Below are 16,366 nucleotides of genomic sequence, written 5' to 3'. Positions count from 1 at the left end.
AGCGAATAATGCGCCTTGCGTTGTTTCTTGATCGGATAGGCAAGGTTGCGCAGGCCCCAATATTCGGTGCGGCCGACAGTTGCGCCTTTTTCCTTGAGGAAGCCGGACAGTTCTTCGATAAATGTATCGACCTGTGCCGGCGAAATGTCAGGTCGTGTGATCACGACGTGCTCATATAGTGCCATGTTTTTATTCCCAAAAATGCGGCATGCGGCGCTAGACAGCGGGAAACTGACTGGCGATGGCCCCTCTTCGTCCGGCTCATTCCGGCTTAATGAGGACCGCATCCCTGCGTGTGAACGCGCGTCTTAAGCCTATATTGGTGTAGATTTCAAGCGCTTGCGCACATTGGCGACCCCCAGTAGGCACGACAAAAATCCGGAGGAAATCTCGATGACAGGACTGGCGTTCATATTCCCGGGGCAAGGCAGCCAGGAAATCGGCATGGGCAAAGCCCTCGCAGATGCGTTTCCGGCCGCCAAAGCCGTGTTCGCAGAGGTCGACGAGGCGCTCGGCCAGAACCTGTCGAAACTGATGTGGGACGGCGACATTGCCGAGCTGACCCTGACGGCGAATGCCCAGCCCGCGCTGATGGCCCACAGCGTGGCCGCCATGCGGGCACTGGAGGCAGCCTCCGGCTTGTCGGCCGCCGATGGTCGCTTCGTGGCAGGTCATTCGCTTGGCGAGTATTCGGCGCTGGCGTCTGCCGGGGCGATCAGCCTGGCCGACACGGCCCGCCTGCTGCGGATACGCGGCAATGCCATGCAGGGCTCCGTGGCCGCCGGCGAAGGCGCCATGGCGGCATTGCTCGGCGCTGATGTCGCGCAGGCAGAGGCCGCCTGTGTCGCAGGCCGTGCGACCGGTGGCGTTTGCGAGATTGCCAATGACAATGCACCCGGCCAGCTCGTTCTGTCAGGCTCCAAGGCCGCAATTGATGCAGCCTGCGAGCACGCCAAAGCGAATGGCGTGAAGAAGGCCATGGCACTGAACGTGTCGGCGCCCTTCCATTGCTCGCTGATGCAGCCTGCTGCCGATGCCATGGCCGAAGCGCTGTCCGGCGTGACGATCAGCGCGCCTGTGGTGCCGGTCGTCGCCAATATTTCAGCCGCGCCGACGTCTGATCCCGATGTGATCCGCCAGAACCTGATCGACCAGATCACCGGCCGGGTCCGCTGGACCGAAAGCGTGCAGTTCATGGTCGGCCAAGGCGTGACGTCGACCGCCGAGGCGGGTGCCGGCAAGGTGCTGACCGTGATGCAGCGCCGCATCGAAAAATCATTGAACGGCTTCACGCTCGGGACACCCGAGGACATCGAAGCCTTCGCAGCCTTTATCAAGGGAGAAGCCCATGTTTGATCTCACCGGCCGGACGGCCCTGGTTACCGGCGCATCGGGCGGCATCGGCTGTGCGATCGCCATGGCGCTGTCAGAGGCAGGCGCAAAAGTTGCGTTGTCCGGCACACGCGAGAACGTGCTTGAGGAGGTCGCAGGCACGCTGAAGGGCGAGAGCGCCATCGTGACCTGCAACCTGTCCGACGCGGAGGCCGTAGACGGCCTTGTGGGCCGCGCAGAGGCCGCTATCGGGCCGCTCGACATCCTGGTCGCCAATGCGGGCATCACGCGCGACAAGCTGCTGATCCAGATGAAGGACGATGACTGGAATGATGTGCTGCAGGTCAATCTGGGCAGCTATTTCAGGCTCACCAAGAGCGTCGTGCGGGGCATGATGAAGCGCCGCTATGGCCGCATTATCGGCATAACATCGATCGTTGGCGTGACGGGTAATCCGGGCCAGACCAACTATTGTGCATCAAAGGCCGGGATGATTGGTTTTACCAAATCCATCGCCCAGGAAGTTGCCAGTCGGGGCATTACCGCCAACACGATTGCCCCTGGCTTCATCGAATCACCGATGACGGACGGGCTGCCCGAAGCGCAGAAAACGGCCCTGCTTGGTGGCATACCAGCAGGCCGGTTGGGGCAGGGTGGAGACATCGCCGCAGCCGCAGTGTACCTTGCATCCAGCGAGGCCTCTTACGTGACGGGGCAAACGCTGCATGTAAATGGCGGTATGGCAATGATCTGATTTCGCTACAGTAACCGTTGCTGCTAGGGCTTGGCGCTTTTGCCAAGTGTGTGCTAGGCGCAACACAATGGTTCAGAAATGAACCGGCTATCGGGCATATTCTAGAGAGGTATTCATGTCTGACGTTCTTGAGCGTGTTAAAAAAATCGTAGTCGATAATCTCGACGTGGATGCCGACAAGGTTGTTGAAAGCGCGAGCTTCATCGACGATCTCGGCGCTGACTCGCTTGACCTTGTCGAGCTGGTCATGGCCTTCGAAGAAGAGTTCAATATCGAAATCCCAGACGATGTGCAGGAATCGATCCGGTCCGTCGGTGACGCGGTGACTCACATCAAAGCTCACGTCTAAGACGGGGCTGTAACTGCATGTCTGACCGTCGCGTTGTTATAACGGGTATCGGGATTGTCTCTCCGCTCGCTTTCGGGCGCGAGGCAACCTGGGAACGCCTGATTGCTGGAAAATCCGGAGCGGGACGCATCGACGTCTTCGACCCGGAGGATATGCCGTGCAAGATCGCGTTCCAGGTGCCGTGGACCAATGGACGCGGCGGTGGGGCAGGCGATCCTCATGCGTTTGATCCGGACAAGTTTGTCTCCCCCAAGGAGCTGCGCCGGATCGACGAATTCATTCTTTACGCCATTGCTGCAGCGGAAGAAGCTGTCGAGGATGCCGACTGGCGTCCGGAAGATGAAGAAAGCCGCGAACGCACAGGCGTGATGATTGGCTCCGGCATCGGCGGACTGGAATCAATCTACAAGACGGCCGTAACCCTGCACGAGCATGGCCCGCGCAAGGTGAGCCCGTTCTTCATTCCGTCGGCCCTGATCAACCTTGCCTCCGGGCAGGTCTCGATCAAGCACGGCTTTAAGGGCCCGAACCATGCCGTCGTGACGGCGTGTGCCACGGGTGCGCATGCAATCGGCGACTCGGCGCGTCTCATCAAGTATGGCGATGCCGACGTGATGCTGGCGGGCGGTTCCGAAGCTGTGATCGGTCGCATTGCGATCGCTGGTTTCTGCGCCGCGAAGGCGATGTCCACAGGTTTCAATGATACGCCCGAGAAAGCCTCGCGTCCGTACGACAAGGACCGCGACGGGTTTGTCATGGGTGATGGCGCAGCGGTGCTCGTGCTGGAAGAATACGAACATGCCAAGGCACGCGGCGCGAAGATCTATGCCGAAGTCGCAGGCTACGGCCTGACCGGCGATGCCTATCATATCACGGCGCCTGCCGAGGGCGCAGAGGGCGGCTACCGCGCCATGAAGATGGCGCTCAAGCATGCCGCATTCGATCCAAGCGAGATCGATTATATAAACGCGCACGGCACCTCGACGCCGAAGGGCGACGAAGGCGAAGCGGGTGCGGTCGAGAAGGCCTATGGCGACCACGCCAAGAACCTGTCCATGTCGTCGACAAAGTCGGCTGTCGGCCACCTCCTGGGCGCTGCTGGTGCCATCGAGACCGCGTTCTGCGCACTGGCCATTCGTGACCAGGTGATGCCGCCGACGCTGAACCTCGACAATCCGAGTTTCGAGACGCCGATTGATCTCATTCCCCACAAGGCCAAGCAGGGCCGCGTACGGGCTGCCATGTCGAACAGTTTCGGCTTTGGCGGCACCAATGCGTCGCTCGTGATCCGGGAAGTGAAATAGGCCACTATCGCCGGGCAGGGGCGGGCATGTAAGCTGGCGGTGCCGGGATTCGTGTGAGGCGTTTCATGAAGTTCATCAAAGGCCTGTTGTCGCTTGTCATTGCGGTTGTGATCCTCGCGGGTGCCGTCGCCGGTGCTGGCTGGATCTGGCTCGGCAATGAAGTGGCCAAGGACGGGCCGTTGCCCGCCGAAACGCTCGTCGTCGTCGAACCCGGCGAAGGCATGCTCAGCGTCGCGGCCCGGCTCGAGAAAGACGGCATCATCCGATCGGCCTGGCTGATGCGTCTCAAGGCCCGCATTGATGGCACCGAGACGGCGCTGAAAACCGGCGAGTTCACCATCGAGCCGCAGGCCAGCCTCGGCGAAGTCCTTGAAATCCTGATCGAAGGCAAGGCGGTGATGCACAAGATCACGCTGCCGGAAGGGCGCACGACGGCGCAGCTTCTGCGGCTGATTGAATCCGACCCCGTGCTTGTTGGCCCGATGCCGGAATTGCCGGTTGCCGAAGGCAACCTCCTGCCGGACACATATCTCTATCATCGCGGCATGACGCGGGCGAAACTGATCGCCCAGATGGCCAAGGCGCAGGATGACCTGTTGAAGGATCTCTGGCCCAAGCGCCAGGATGGTCTCCTCCTGGCCAACCCGTATGAGGCTGTGATCCTCGCCTCGGTGGTCGAAAAGGAAACAGGCATTGCAGAGGAGCGGCCTGAAGTGGCCGCCCTGTTCACGACGCGCCTGAAGCGCGGCATGCGGCTGGAGAGCGACCCGACCATCATCTACGGCATCTCGCAGGGCGAGCCCCTGTACAACAAGGCTGGCAAGCGCCGGACCCTGTATCGCTCGGAAATCGACCGGAAGACCGACTGGAACACTTACCAGATCGACGGCCTGCCGAAGACGCCGATCTGCAATCCGGGGCGAGATGCAATTGCTGCCGTGCTAAACCCACCCGAAACAGAGTACATATTCTTTGTAGCTGACGGCAAAGGGGGGCATCTCTTCGCCAAGACGCTGGCCGAGCACAATCGCAATGTGGCGGCCTACCGGAAATATGAGCGCGAAGAGATTGCGCGGGAGAGGGCTGAGGAATGAGTGAATTGTCCGGCATGACCGGCTTTGCCCGTGTCGCGGGTGAAGCAGGATGGGGAAGCTGGGCCTGGGAGGCCAAGAGCGTCAATGGGCGCAGCCTTGATGTGCGCGTGAATACGCCGCCGGGATTCGACGCGCTGGATCGCGCGGTGAAGGCCCAGGCATCGAAACTGTTCAACCGTGGCTCACTGCAGGTCTCCCTGCGCATCGACATGAGCACCGGCGACGAGACGGTGACTGTGAACGAAGGCCTGCTGACGGCGCTGACCAATGCGGCGCAGGCGATCCATGGCGTTGGCCTGTCGGGCGAAGCGATTGCCACGCTGATGACGCTCAAGGGCGTCGTCGAGACTGGCGGCAGCTCGCTGCGGGAACTGGCGCAGGATGAGGCTGTGATCGAGCTCCTGACCGACGCGGCCAATGCGGCCCTGAAGGACCTCGCCGAGGCGCGCCGGACGGAAGGCGCCTCGCTGACCGGCATCATGACCGGCCTTGTCGGCGAAATGGAGGGTTTTGCCGCGGCTGCCACGAAACTGGCCGACTCCCAGCCCGGCCTGCTGAAGGCGCGTCTGAAGAAGCAACTCGACGAACTCGATGCCGAAGGGCGGGTCGATGCCGACCGGGCCGCCGTGGAAATCGCGCTCAGCGCGGCCAAGGCTGATGTGCGCGAGGAGCTCGACCGGCTGGCGGCGCACTTTGCCGGCGCGCGGGACCTGCTCGCAGGCGGCTCTCCGGTGGGCCGGAAACTCGATTTCCTGGCGCAGGAACTCAACCGCGAAGCAAATACGCTCTGTTCGAAATCTGTCAGCCTCGATTTGACGAATGCGGGGTTGGGCCTCAAAGGGGTGATTGACCAGTTCAAGGAGCAGGCCGCGAATGTCGAATGAGCAAATGGGAAAGCGCAGGGGGCTGATGCTCGTCCTGTCGAGCCCGTCGGGCGCCGGCAAGACGACGCTGTCGCACATGTTGCTGAACGAGTTCGAAGACGTGAACCTGTCGGTCTCGGCGACGACGCGGACACCGCGGCCGAACGAGGTCGATGGCCAGCATTATCACTTCAAGTCGGTCCATGATTTCAAGGACATGATTACGAACCGCGAATTCCTCGAATGGGCGCATGTGTTCGACAAGTATTACGGCACCCCGCGCGCCGACACCGTGGCGAAACTGGAGAGTGGCGAGGACATCTTGTTCGACGTCGACTGGCAGGGCGCCGACGCGTTGCATGACCAGATGCCGAATGATGTCGTCTCGGTTTTCATCCTGCCGCCGAGCATCGAGGAACTGGAAGCCCGCCTTGCTGCCCGCGAGGGATCGACGCCGGAAGATGTCGCCCGCCGTATGGTCGATGCCCGCCGGGAAATCATGCATTGGCGGCGCTATGATTATGCCATCATCAATGACAATCTCGACGAGGCGTACCAGCGCCTGCGCCGGATCCTGCTGGTCGAGCGCCTGAAACGGCTGCGCCAGCTCGACCTTGACGACCATGTCAGGCGCCTCCTCGGAGAGGCCTGACACGACCTGAATCCGACCCGTTCCGTACCACCGTTCTGCAAGTCTTCCCTGAAAAGGCCCGCGCATGACAAATGACAATGAACCGCAGACGGAGGGGCAAGTGCCTGAGCCGCCCGCTTCACCGCCGCGCCCGAAGGCCAAGGCCGTCTGGCTGCTGTGGCTCCTGCCGCTGGCGGGCCTCGTCGTGATCGCCTGGTACGTCATGCGTGGCGGACTGGATCGTTCGGGCACGTTCGAGGAAGTCACCGATATCGTCGTCGAGCCGTTTGACGGGAATTAGGCGGGCGGCTCCTCCATTTGAGCGCTCAGGATGAGCCCCTTTGGGACTCCCACTCTGCATTACCGCAGACCCCTGCGCAGGCAGGGGTCTGCGGGGGGAGAGATACGCGCCTATCCGGAAACACCTCCCGGTGCCCGGCATGCCTGTTTGATAGACTGTCGGATTCAGCTCGAATTATCCCACTTTTCCAGCGCGGCATTCAGCAATCCCGGCAGGGCCGTGGCGATAGCGCCGAGTTCGGGGCGCAAGCGATAGGCGCTGGCCATGGGCAGGGCGACGGGCTTCGGGTCGCCGCGCTTCCGCTGGCGGGCGAGGCTGCGCGCGAGGCGTTTGGCGTAGAGGTCCGGCGCTTCGAGCATCCTGTAGAGGGCGCTGACGCGGGCGAGGACGGGCGCGGCGGGCACCGGGCCAGATGCCCGGACGATGCCCGGAAACAGCACGAGGACGGCCGGATCGACATCCGGCAGAACCCGGCCCGACAGGCCGAAACGGTAGGGGGCCGGGAAGGTGACGATCTCGGTGCCCTCTGGGAGCGGCGTGGGGGTGGCAGGGGTAAGGCCGGTCCGTTGCTTGACCGCTGGCAGGGTGAGCGCCAGTGCCATCAGGGTCAGCAGGCGCCGCACGATGATTTCGAGCTGTTTCAGCCGCCCGGAGGCGCGTCGCTTCAGGCTGCGCCGCAAGGTGAGCGGGCGTAGCTGCGCGTTCGTCATGTTGATCACCGCCCACAGCGCAAGCCGCGCCTGTTCGAGGCCGTGATGGATGATGTCGGGCGGGTGGCTCATGCGGCGCAGTGACCGCCCCCTTCTCCCTCGGGGGCCCTCTCCCAGGGGACAGGGGAGAAGAGGTGGCGCGCTATTTCGCCAAGCTTGCCGCCAACCTTCGGAAATCATCCTGCGACAGGATTTCCGCGCGGGCGGTGGGGTCGATGTTGACGCTTGTCAGCCAGTCGGCGGCTTTCAGGCCGTGTTTCTTGGCGAAGGGTTTAAGGGCGGCGCGCATCATCTTGCGGCGTTGGCCGAAGGCGGCGCCGGTGACTTGTTCCAACAGGTCGATGTGTTCGAAGCGCTGGTCGGCAGGCAGGGGTTCGAGCACGGCGACGGCGCTGTCGACCTTGGGCGGCGGGGTGAAGGCACCCGGCGGCAGGGTGAAGGCGATATAGGGGCGGGTGGCCGATTGGGCGAGGACGGCGAGGCGGCCATAATGGTCCGTGCCCGGCGCGGCGCAGATGCGCTCGGCGACTTCCTTCTGGAACATCAGGGCCATCTCACCGCGCCAGTCACCCGCCTTGAGCCAGCCGACGAGCAGCGGCGTGCCGACATTATAGGGCAGGTTGCCGATGATCATGGCGGGCTCGGTCGCGCCGGCCTCGATGACGAGCTGCTCGAAATTGACCTTGCGCGCGTCCTTCTGGAGGACAATGAGGCGACCGTCTTTGGCTTCCGGCCAGAGGAGGAGCGCTTCGGCAAAGCGCGGATCGGTTTCGACCGCGATCACCTTGCCCGCGCCTTCGTCGAGTAGGGCACGGGTCAGCCCGCCCGGGCCGGGGCCGACTTCGATGACGACGCGGCCCTTGACCGGACCGGCGGCGAGGGCGGTCCGGTGCAGGATGCTGGGGTCGAACAGGAAATGCTGGCCGAGCGCCTTGCGGGCCGGGGCGTCGGTGAGGTCGGGGCGGTGTGTGTCGTTCATGTGGTCTGGCTTCTGGCTTGGGCCATGGCGGCGGCGAGGCGCAGGGCGGCGATGAGGCTGTCAGGGCGTGTGGTGCCCGCAGCGGCGGCGTCATAGGCCGTGCCATGGTCGGGGCTGGTGCGGACGACGGGCAGGCCGAGCGTGACGTTGACGCCGCCCCAGAAGTCCAGCGTCTTGACGGGGATCAGGCCCTGGTCGTGAGTCATCGCGATCACCGCGTCATAGGTGCCGGACAGGGCTTCGGCGAACACGGTGTCGCCGGGCCGCGCATCACTGATGTCGACGCCCGCGAGCCGGAGCGCGTGTGCCGCCGGATTGATGATGGTGATCTCTTCCTTGCCGATCGTGCCGCTTTCGCCCGCATGCGGATTGAGGCCGGAAAAGGCGAGGCGCGGGGCCGGGATGCCGAAATCCCGCGTCATGGCCTGCGCCACGATATGGCCGAGTTCCACGAGTCCCGGGACGGTCAGCGATTTGCCGACATCCATCAGCGGCATGTGGATGGTAGCCAGCGCCACGCGGAGCCCGCCGCCGACCAGCATCATGACCGGGCGCGGGGGCTTGGCATTTGGCGCGGCGCAGAGATGGGCGACATATTCGGTATGGCCGGGATAGGCGAAGCCGGCGCCGTAGAGCAGGGCCTTGTTGATCGGGTTGGTGACGATGCCGCCTGCAAGGCCGTCGAGGGCGTGGCTCGTGGCCAGCGCGATGGAGCGGATGATGGCAGGGGCGGCGTCGGCATTGGGCTCGCCGGGGCGGATATCAGGGACATCGGAGAGGGGGAGGACCGGCAGCGCGTCGGCAAAGGTGGCACGGGCCTCATCCGGCGCGGCAATCTCGCGGACGGGCACGGCGGGCGCGTAGAGTTCCGGTGCGCCGATAATGTAGAATGCCAAGCCGGGGTCTGCGCGAAGCTGTCGCCACGCCGCCGCCGTGATGGCGGGGCCACACCCGGCAGGGTCGCCCATGGTCAGGGCAAGAGGCAGGACAGGTTCTTGGCTCACGCGCGGAGGTGTGATTGCAAATGACTGCCTGCGCAAGCCCTATCGGTAGATGATGGTGGCTTCGCGGCGGAGGTTGCGAAGTTCGCGCTCCGAGATCATGCCGAGTTCGCGGTTCTTCAGGCTGCCTTTGAGATCGTCGCGCGACGGCAGGGCTTCGGCGCCGTCCTGACGATCGCAGACATACATCACCGCGAGGCCGCCAGAGGCCGCAAAGATGGCGGTCGCCTGACCGATTTCGGTCGACTTGACGAGATCGCTGCCTTCGGGACCCAGCTCATCGACATTGATTTCGTCGAGGTCAGCCGCGCGCAAATTGGTCTTGGAGTTGGCGACGCTCTGGACGTCGTCGCAGGATTTGATCTTGTCCATGGCGGCCAGGAGATCGGCTTCTGATCCGTCAGACACGAAGAGTCGCTTCAGGTTGACCTTGGTCACGGCCTGGCTCGGTTCGCGCTTGTTGGCGACGTTGAGGATATAGACGCCGCTCTCCACTTCGATCGGCTCAAGCAGGCCGGGCTTTTCGGAGGAAGAGACGGCTTCGGCCAGCTGGGGTGCGAGATCGTCCAAGGCAATCCAGCCCATGTCGCCGCCTGTAGCCGCGGTCGGGGCCGACGAGATGCGCTGGGCGGCCACGCGGAAGTCTGCGCCCTGTTTCAATTGTTCAAGCACCGCCGATGCGGCGGTCACTGCCTGCGCACGGGTCTCTTCATCGGGCGCGTAAAGGAAAATTTCGGACACACGATACTGCGTCGTCTTCGACGCGGACCGCATCCGTTCCATCTGGTCGTCGACCTGGTTATCCGACACCCGGATGCGCGACCCGTAGAGGCCGCTCATCACACGGTTCCACGCGATCTCGGCGCGCATCTGTTCTTCCAGGCTGGCCGGATTGACACCGGCTGCCAGCAGCTGGGCCTTGAGTTGGTCACCGGTGGTGCCGCCCTGACGCGCCATGTCTTCGACGGCGCCGTCGATTTCACGGGCATCGATTTCCATGTCGAATTCGGAGGCTTTCTCGAGCTGGAGGCTCTCGTCGATAAGTTGTTCCAGCGCCTGGCCGGTGATCTGCTGGATCTGTTCGGCAGACGGTTGTTGGCCACCGGCGCTGAGCAGGAGGAGGCGGGCCCGCTGGCGCACGTCGGAAAAGGAGATCGGCTTGTCGTTGACCACGGCTGCGATGCCCTCGAGCGGCAGACGGCTGGAGTCCGTCGCGTCCTGGGCCATGGCGACGCCTGTAGCGGACATTGCGAACAGGGAAACAGCAACAAGTAACTGACGGATCATGTATCTTCTCCACTGAGTACCCAGCCGGGCCCCAATTCATGCAACAGTCGCGGACCATACAAGTCCTGTCGATGGGTGCAACGGATCAGGGCAGTGATCCCTGAATCGTTACAGAAAATTAGTGTGGCTTTAGTGTGGCTTGCGGCGCAGCCCCGGGGCTGGCGCCTAGCCGAATCAGTCAAATTCGCTGGATCCGAAATCTCCGATGGACTTGAGCGAGAAGCGGAACTGGATGCTTTCCGACGGACCGAGCGTGCGGTCGATCAGTTCCGAGCGCTGGTAGATGATCTCGAACCGGGAGCAGTCGTCCTCATAGGCGATGCCGAATTCCCGCTTTGCATTGAGGTTCGCGACGATGTCGCGCAACTGGCCATAGACCAGTGAATAGCGGTCGGTGACGCGCAGCTCGCCGCGCAGGAAGATGCCTTCGTCCGGCGTGCCGAGCGGACTGATGCGCTCGCTGATATTGTAGTATTGGCCGACCGCCCGCAGGCGCTTGTAATTGCTCGTCAACCGGGCGTCGATACGGTTCAGTTTGAAGCCGTCATCATCGAGGCGCACACGGGTATCGATGCGCAGGGCCCGGCCAAAATCGGCTGTGGACTCGGCGACCCAGTCGGATGACGTGCCGTCGAGATTGCTGGCGACGTCGAAATTCGGGTCGGCGCGAGACCGCCAGCGGCGACCGAGAGTCGTGCTGAATTCGGGACCGTTCTTGAACACGGCGCGGGCGGTGACGCCGGCCGAGGCCTTGCCGTCGCCTTCATAGAGATCGTAATTGCCGAAACCATTGGCCTCGAACAGGCTGCCTTCGTCGAATTCGTAGAGGAGGCTGTCCTCGTTCGGGATGGCAGGATCATTGGCGTTGGATACCCCCCAGGCGGCCATGATCGTCGGCTCAACCATGATGTCGACAATCTTGCCGGGACGGATCAGGGGGTAGGCGATTTTGACGCCGGCATTGCCGACGGCCCGTGACACATCCGGTTCGCCCGAAACGGCCTCGTCGAGGGCGTAATAGTCGGCCCGGACTTCGGCGAAGGGCTTGAACGTGAAACCGCCCGGCAGGACGCTGAGATTGCTCCAGTCGCCGCCGACGCTGACGCGCTGGCTGTCGACGCCGACATCGCGTGTCAGCATGGCAGATGAGACGTTCACGGCGGCGAAGCCGTAATCGCCGAGATCCCAGTATTTTTCGCCAAAGAAGACGGGCGCGACCGATGGCAGGGCGCCGTCTTTGTCGCTTGAGCGCAGGCCCTGAAAGCTGAGGACGGCCGCATCGGTATAATAATCGTCGCCCTGGCCGACCACGAAAATTTGCGACAGAAGGCGTCGCGGCTGGCTGGAATAGAGGCCTCGGCGTTCTCCCTGGCCGCTAATATCGTAGCGGCGATCAAACAGGTCATCGGTCTGGGTCTCGACACCGAAGCCCCACTTCCATTCCGGCGCGATGGCGAACAGGCCCTTGCCGAAAAGGTGGCCGCGCCATTTCTCGTCGCCGAACGTTTCGCCGTCACTGTCGAAATCGGCTTCTCTGGTGATGCTCGTATTGATCTTGATGCCGCCGGAATAGAACCGTTTGCGAATGTCGAGCTCGAGCAGGGGATTGACGTTGGCGCTGACCATCGGGGCAATCGTGATGTCCGATGATTCCGAGAGCGTCCAGTAATAGGGCTGCTGGTAGAACGTCCCGAGCTTTGAGGACACGCCGCCGGATGGCACGAGGAAGCCGGAACGCCGTTCGGATGTCGGATCGGGGTGCGCGAGATAGGGGAAGTAGAAGACCGGGATGCCGGCCACTTCAAACACCGCGTCGCGGTAGGAAATCATCTGGCTTTCCTGGTCGAGCACGGTGCGGCGGGCGCGCAGGGACCAGGTTGGCGTCGTGTGTTCGTCACAGACCGGACAGGCCGTGTAGATCGCCTGTTCGAGCGCGTTGACGCCGTCGGTCTGACGGATCGCGGAATTGGCAACAACCGTCGCGCCATCGGCGAGGCGGGCCGAGAAGCCGATGGCATAGCCGTCTTCAAGGTTGGAATTGACCTCGATCTCGTCGGCGAATTGTTGCGAGCCATCGGTATCGACGATGACGACATTCCCGGTGGCGCGCACGCGGTCGGTGGTCTTGTTGTAGATGATGCGGTCTGCGCGAAGGACGCGGCCCTCGTACAGGGCTTCGACATTGCCTTCGGCGACGATGCTGTTTTCGTCCCGGACTTCGTAAATATAGTCGGCCTCAAGGACGACGTGTTCCTCTGCCTCGGATGCCGGCTGGGCAATGGTCGCGGATTCCTGCGCATGGGCAGAGCAGGCCCCGGATGTGACCAGGCCCAATGCAGCGGCGTAAAGGAGCCAGTTCGCCAAGTCGGGGTTACCTCAGTCACATCTGCGCATTGAATGGACACTCTGTGCCTGCGCCGGGTTCATTGATTTGACTGGAGGCTTAGAGGTGATGGCCCGGATCGTCCAGCCATCGGCGGCTTGTGGCGGCATTTTCCTGCGCCGGGCGGTGTTTTCGCGACACAGCGCGGTAGCGTTACATGACAAGGGCCGCGAGACCGCCTGACAGGGTAACCGCCTGGCCGGAAAGCTCCAGTTCTGCAAGGATAGCAGCGCAACGCGCGGCGCCGAGGCCGCTGGCGCGGGCGATTTCGTCGATCGGCATGGCATGCGGCGAGAGGGCTTCGCGGACCCTGGCGATCTCGCTTTCCGGCAAGGGATCGTCGGCCGATTCGGGATCGAAGGAGCTGGCAGGCGGCGCAGAGACCTGACCGTGGCTTAGCGATGTGAGAATTTCCAGCACGTCCGTCGCATGGCGAACCAGTGAAGCCCCTTGATAAATAAGGGCATTGGTCCCTGCCGCGCGCGGATCGAGGGGAGATCCCGGCACGGCCATGACTTCGCGGCCCTGTTCATCCGCCATGCGCGCCGAGATCAGCGAGCCCGAGCGTTCGGCCGCTTCGACGACGACAACTCCGCGCGAGAGCCCCGGTGATGATGCGGTTCCGGCGGGGAAAGTCCTGGGCCTTGGCGCGATAGCCGAAGGGGCTTTCCGAGACGATCAGGCCTTCGGCAGCGATCTCGGTGTAGAGGCGTTCGTGCTGGGGTGGGTAGATATGGTCCACGGCGCCGCCAAGGACCGCGATCGTGCCGGTGCGCAGGGAGGCTGCGTGGACCTCGCCGTCAATGCCGAGCGCGAGGCCCGATACGGTGACAAAACCCGCTTCGCCGAGGCCCGCAGCGATGTCGCGCGCCAGCTTGCGGCCCGCTGCGGAGGCATTCCGGGCGCCGACAATGGCCACAGTCGGCTCTGCGGCGAGGGGTGCGCGACCGAGGAGTGGGGGTGGGGCAAGGGTGCGCAGGAGGGGTGGGAAGTCCGCTTCGCAGCGGGCCACGATACGGGCGCCGTAACGCTGCGTTGCTTCGATCTCTGCGTCGATTTCTGCGACCGATGGTGCGACGATCGGACGGCCGCGTCCGGCGCGGCGCGCGATCTCCGGAAGAGCGTCGAGGGCGGCGGCCGGGCTGCCGAAACGTTTCAGAAGCTGGGCGAAGGTGACAGGCCCGACATTTTGCGTGCGGGCGAGGCGGATCCAGTCGTGCCGTTCATTGTCGGGCAGGACCGGCATCAGACTCATGCCTCCGGTTTGGCCTTCGGCGTGCCGAAGCGTGGCTCGGTGCCTTTGACGAGACGGGAGAGGTTGGCGCGGTGGGTAAAGAACACGAAGACGGAAAGCAGGGTCAAGCCGGCGAGGACGACCGTGTTCCGTTCGCCGAGCAGCCAGGCACCGGGCGGCACCAGAACGGCAGCGGTCAGGGCGGCCAGTGAGGAGATCCGGGTGACCGCGAAGACGATGAGCCAGACCGGCGCGGCGACGAAGAAACCCGGCAGCGTCGTGAAGGGCAGGAGGCCGGCATAGGTGGCGACGCCCTTGCCACCCTTGAAGCCGAGCCAGACCGGATAGCAATGCCCGACAAAGGCCATGGCGCCGGCCACGAAGCCGATCTCGCGGCCGAAGAAGTGCGTGAAGGCGAAGGCGACGAGGCCCGCCTTGAGACTGTCGAGCAGGAGCGTGGCAAGGGCGAGGTCCTTGCGGCCGGTGCGCAGCACGTTCGTGGCGCCAATACTTTTGGAGCCAATGGCCCGGATATCGCCCAGGCCCGCCGCCCGGGTGATCAGCAAGCCAAACGGAATCGAGCCTGCGAGATAGCCGCAGGCGACAGCTGCGCCATACCCGATCGATGCTTGCATGCTGTCGTCTCCCTCTGGTGTTTTGTGGTGATGGTTTACGAACAGCGCCTGCGTGCGGCAAGAGCCCAAGGATCAATCGTCCAGCAAGGCTGCCCGTACCGGCTCGATCCAGGCTTCCTTGTCGGCATCATATGACCGGAAGTTCGAAGACAGGCCCCAGTGACACCAGCCGAACCCGTTCGCTTCGGCAAGATGGCGGACGCTGCCGATCCATTTCGCGCGCTGCTCGACTGGTGCGGCATCGAACACACCAAATTCACCGAGCAGAAGCGGCAGGTTGTGCTTGTCCCGGAAGGCTGCAGCAAGGCGAAAGTCCTTGGCGATGCGGTCGACGTCGGCGGTATCACCCCAGTTCGTGCCGATAGGCGGGGTGGGCCTGAAGAATTCCGCGCCCTGGTGCGTGAAGACGAACGGCTCGTAATAGTGCCAGGACAGGATGATACGCGGGTCGGAGGGCGGCTGGCTTTGCAGGAGGCCAGCGATCGAGCCCCATTCTGCTGTCGCCAGCACTATCCAGCGGTCGGGCTGGGTCTTGCGGATGCGCGCGACGACCCGCTTGTTGAGCGCGTCGGTACGCTGCACCGTCATCTTGCCATTAGGCTCATTTACAATTTCAAAGATGAGACGGTCCGGGTAGTCCTCATAGTGTGCGGCAAGCTGTTTCCAGATGCCTTCAAGCCGCCGTTCATGACGCCACGGCCAATTATTCAGTTCGGAATAATGGTGAACATTCAGGATGACATTCATGTCGCGGGACATGGCATAGTCGATGATTGCATCGGTGCGTGCCAGCAGGCCCTTGTTGAGCTTGTAGCGGCCCCAGCGACCGGCATGTGCCGACCAGCGAACAGGCAGACGGATCGTGTCGAAGCCGGCCTCTTTGAGCCGGTCTATGTCTTCGTTGCGAATAGTGTAGCCCCAGTCGCCCTCGTAGGGCGCCTCAAGCGCGCTGCTCAAGTTCATGCACCGTTGAACGGGTGGCATCGGGGGTTCATACGGCGTCGCATCCGGCACGGACGTGCTGGCGGCACTGGATACCAGCGCGCAGACGAGTGCGAGTGTTGCCCGGCCCAGCCTGTTGCGCAATTTCCCCATGAGATCGATGTGACAGCATGATGGCGCGCGGTCAACGCGACGTCACTCCGTAGGGGTGCTCACTGACACAAAGCCTCTTTGAGGGACGTGTTGCGGAGCTCTGTCATGTCAGGAAGCCGGCAAGAATTCGAACACGGTTTCGCCACCGACGAGCGTGCGCATGACGCGGCCCTGCAGGCGCCGGCCATCGAATGGCGAGTTGGTTGAGCGCGAGCGGAGGTGCTCGCGTTCGCAGAGCCAGGGCTTGCCGGGATCGAACAGGACGAGGTCGGCCGGCGCGCCGGATTTCAGGCGGCCCTGAGGCAGGCCGAGCAGGTCGGCCGGGCGGCAGGTGACGGGCGCGAGCGCGTCGAGCAGTGGCAGGTCGGCGTCGTTGACGAGGCTCATCAGGGCCGCGAGCGTGGTTTCCAGGCC

The 16,366-nt window shown here is 63.4% G+C and carries 18 protein-coding genes and 1 pseudogene; 8 read left to right on the top strand and 11 right to left on the bottom strand.

Translation table 11 applies throughout. From position 1 onward, the window contains the following. The coding region (gene rpsF, locus AADA04_RS08265; protein WP_340692781.1) for a 30S ribosomal protein S6 at nt 1-185 on the bottom strand (185 nt) is incomplete at its 3' end. 208 nt (nt 186-393) lie between these two features. On the opposite strand from rpsF, the gene fabD reads away from it, so the two are divergent. From fabD to AADA04_RS08225, 8 genes are all read left to right on the top strand, one after another. Then, nucleotides 394-1,356 carry an ACP S-malonyltransferase gene (fabD, locus tag AADA04_RS08260; protein ID WP_340692780.1) on the top strand — a complete coding sequence of 321 codons (963 nt, stop codon included), beginning with the start codon at nt 394-396 and terminating at the stop codon, nt 1,354-1,356. Continuing rightward, entirely contained in the window at nt 1,349-2,086 is a 738-nt protein-coding gene (gene fabG, locus AADA04_RS08255) for a 3-oxoacyl-[acyl-carrier-protein] reductase (RefSeq protein ID WP_340692779.1), read from the top strand. Before fabD ends, fabG begins: the two co-directional genes overlap by 8 nt. A 115-nt stretch (nt 2,087-2,201) precedes the next feature. After that, complete coding sequence (locus tag AADA04_RS08250; RefSeq protein ID WP_045698220.1) at nt 2,202-2,435, top strand: acyl carrier protein; 234 nt, start codon at nt 2,202-2,204, stop codon at nt 2,433-2,435. 17 nt (nt 2,436-2,452) lie between these two features. Beyond that, a complete protein-coding gene (gene fabF, locus AADA04_RS08245; protein WP_340692778.1) occupies nt 2,453-3,739 on the top strand; it encodes a beta-ketoacyl-ACP synthase II in 1,287 nt (428 codons plus the stop codon). A 65-nt stretch (nt 3,740-3,804) separates the two neighbouring features. Next, nucleotides 3,805-4,833: an endolytic transglycosylase MltG gene (gene mltG, locus AADA04_RS08240; RefSeq protein ID WP_340692777.1), complete on the top strand. Its 1,029-nt coding sequence runs from the start codon at nt 3,805-3,807 to the stop codon at nt 4,831-4,833. Next, nucleotides 4,830-5,717, top strand: coding sequence for a YicC/YloC family endoribonuclease (locus tag AADA04_RS08235; RefSeq protein ID WP_340692776.1), 888 nt, complete (start codon nt 4,830-4,832; stop codon nt 5,715-5,717). Before mltG ends, AADA04_RS08235 begins: the two co-directional genes overlap by 4 nt. Next, nucleotides 5,707-6,348 carry a guanylate kinase gene (gmk, locus tag AADA04_RS08230; protein WP_340692775.1) on the top strand — a complete coding sequence of 214 codons (642 nt, stop codon included), beginning with the start codon at nt 5,707-5,709 and terminating at the stop codon, nt 6,346-6,348. The genes AADA04_RS08235 and gmk overlap by 11 nt, the downstream gene beginning before the upstream one ends. A 64-nt stretch (nt 6,349-6,412) precedes the next feature. Next, complete coding sequence (locus AADA04_RS08225) at nt 6,413-6,628, top strand: hypothetical protein (RefSeq protein ID WP_340692774.1); 216 nt, start codon at nt 6,413-6,415, stop codon at nt 6,626-6,628. A gap of 164 nt (nt 6,629-6,792) precedes the next feature. On the opposite strand, the gene AADA04_RS08220 is transcribed toward AADA04_RS08225, so the two are convergent. From AADA04_RS08220 to AADA04_RS08175, 10 genes and pseudogenes are all read right to left on the bottom strand, one after another. After that, the gene (locus tag AADA04_RS08220; protein ID WP_340692773.1) at nt 6,793-7,410 is read right to left on the bottom strand and encodes a hypothetical protein; all 618 of its coding nucleotides are present in this window, start codon (nt 7,408-7,410) and stop codon (nt 6,793-6,795) included. Nucleotides 7,411-7,480: 70 nt separating this feature from the next. Beyond that, nucleotides 7,481-8,317: a 16S rRNA (adenine(1518)-N(6)/adenine(1519)-N(6))-dimethyltransferase RsmA gene (rsmA, locus tag AADA04_RS08215; RefSeq protein ID WP_340692772.1), complete on the bottom strand. Its 837-nt coding sequence runs from the start codon at nt 8,315-8,317 to the stop codon at nt 7,481-7,483. Then, entirely contained in the window at nt 8,314-9,321 is a 1,008-nt protein-coding gene (pdxA, locus tag AADA04_RS08210; protein ID WP_340692771.1) for a 4-hydroxythreonine-4-phosphate dehydrogenase PdxA, read from the bottom strand. Before pdxA ends, rsmA begins: the two co-directional genes overlap by 4 nt. A gap of 39 nt (nt 9,322-9,360) precedes the next feature. Next, a complete protein-coding gene (locus AADA04_RS08205; RefSeq protein ID WP_340692770.1) occupies nt 9,361-10,605 on the bottom strand; it encodes a peptidylprolyl isomerase in 1,245 nt (414 codons plus the stop codon). Between the two features lie 174 nt (nt 10,606-10,779). Further along, complete coding sequence (gene lptD / locus AADA04_RS08200; protein ID WP_340692769.1) at nt 10,780-12,969, bottom strand: LPS assembly protein LptD; 2,190 nt, start codon at nt 12,967-12,969, stop codon at nt 10,780-10,782. Nucleotides 12,970-13,141: 172 nt separating this feature from the next. After that, on the bottom strand, nt 13,142-13,642 hold the full coding sequence (locus tag AADA04_RS08195) for a DNA-processing protein DprA (RefSeq protein ID WP_340692782.1): 501 nt from the start codon (nt 13,640-13,642) through the stop codon (nt 13,142-13,144). Between the two features lie 58 nt (nt 13,643-13,700). Further along, nucleotides 13,701-14,234 (bottom strand): annotated as a pseudogene (locus tag AADA04_RS08190) (DNA-processing protein DprA); the annotation flags it as partial. 5 nt (nt 14,235-14,239) lie between these two features. Then, nucleotides 14,240-14,857 carry a glycerol-3-phosphate 1-O-acyltransferase PlsY gene (plsY, locus tag AADA04_RS08185; RefSeq protein ID WP_340692768.1) on the bottom strand — a complete coding sequence of 206 codons (618 nt, stop codon included), beginning with the start codon at nt 14,855-14,857 and terminating at the stop codon, nt 14,240-14,242. Nucleotides 14,858-14,929: 72 nt separating this feature from the next. Then, entirely contained in the window at nt 14,930-15,952 is a 1,023-nt protein-coding gene (locus tag AADA04_RS08180; RefSeq protein ID WP_340692767.1) for a glycoside hydrolase family 5 protein, read from the bottom strand. 108 nt (nt 15,953-16,060) lie between these two features. After that, the coding region (locus tag AADA04_RS08175; RefSeq protein WP_340692766.1) for an amidohydrolase family protein at nt 16,061-16,366 on the bottom strand (306 nt) is incomplete at its 5' end.

The sequence above is a fragment of the Hyphomonas sp. genome (genome assembly GCF_037969335.1).
Taxonomy (GTDB): domain Bacteria; phylum Pseudomonadota; class Alphaproteobacteria; order Caulobacterales; family Hyphomonadaceae; genus Hyphomonas.
Note: the sequence above shows the minus strand (reverse complement) of the source record. Positions and strands in the feature narration are given on the sequence as shown.

Bases quoted from the DNA above. Each gene is read 5' to 3' on its own strand.
- fabD (WP_340692780.1), top strand. From the start codon at position 394: ATGACAGGACTGGCGTTCATATTCCCGGGGCAAGGCAGCCAGGAAATC.
- AADA04_RS08235 (WP_340692776.1), top strand. From the start codon at position 4,830: ATGAGTGAATTGTCCGGCATGACCGGCTTTGCCCGTGTCGCGGGTGAA.
- AADA04_RS08180 (WP_340692767.1), bottom strand. From the start codon at position 15,952: ATGGGGAAATTGCGCAACAGGCTGGGCCGGGCAACACTCGCACTCGTC.
- fabG (WP_340692779.1), top strand. From the start codon at position 1,349: ATGTTTGATCTCACCGGCCGGACGGCCCTGGTTACCGGCGCATCGGGC.
- rsmA (WP_340692772.1), bottom strand. From the start codon at position 8,317: ATGAACGACACACACCGCCCCGACCTCACCGACGCCCCGGCCCGCAAG.
- gmk (WP_340692775.1), top strand. From the start codon at position 5,707: ATGTCGAATGAGCAAATGGGAAAGCGCAGGGGGCTGATGCTCGTCCTG.
- AADA04_RS08220 (WP_340692773.1), bottom strand. From the start codon at position 7,410: ATGAGCCACCCGCCCGACATCATCCATCACGGCCTCGAACAGGCGCGG.
- plsY (WP_340692768.1), bottom strand. From the start codon at position 14,857: ATGCAAGCATCGATCGGGTATGGCGCAGCTGTCGCCTGCGGCTATCTC.
- AADA04_RS08250 (WP_045698220.1), top strand. From the start codon at position 2,202: ATGTCTGACGTTCTTGAGCGTGTTAAAAAAATCGTAGTCGATAATCTC.
- fabF (WP_340692778.1), top strand. From the start codon at position 2,453: ATGTCTGACCGTCGCGTTGTTATAACGGGTATCGGGATTGTCTCTCCG.
- mltG (WP_340692777.1), top strand. From the start codon at position 3,805: ATGAAGTTCATCAAAGGCCTGTTGTCGCTTGTCATTGCGGTTGTGATC.
- AADA04_RS08205 (WP_340692770.1), bottom strand. From the start codon at position 10,605: ATGATCCGTCAGTTACTTGTTGCTGTTTCCCTGTTCGCAATGTCCGCT.
- AADA04_RS08225 (WP_340692774.1), top strand. From the start codon at position 6,413: ATGACAAATGACAATGAACCGCAGACGGAGGGGCAAGTGCCTGAGCCG.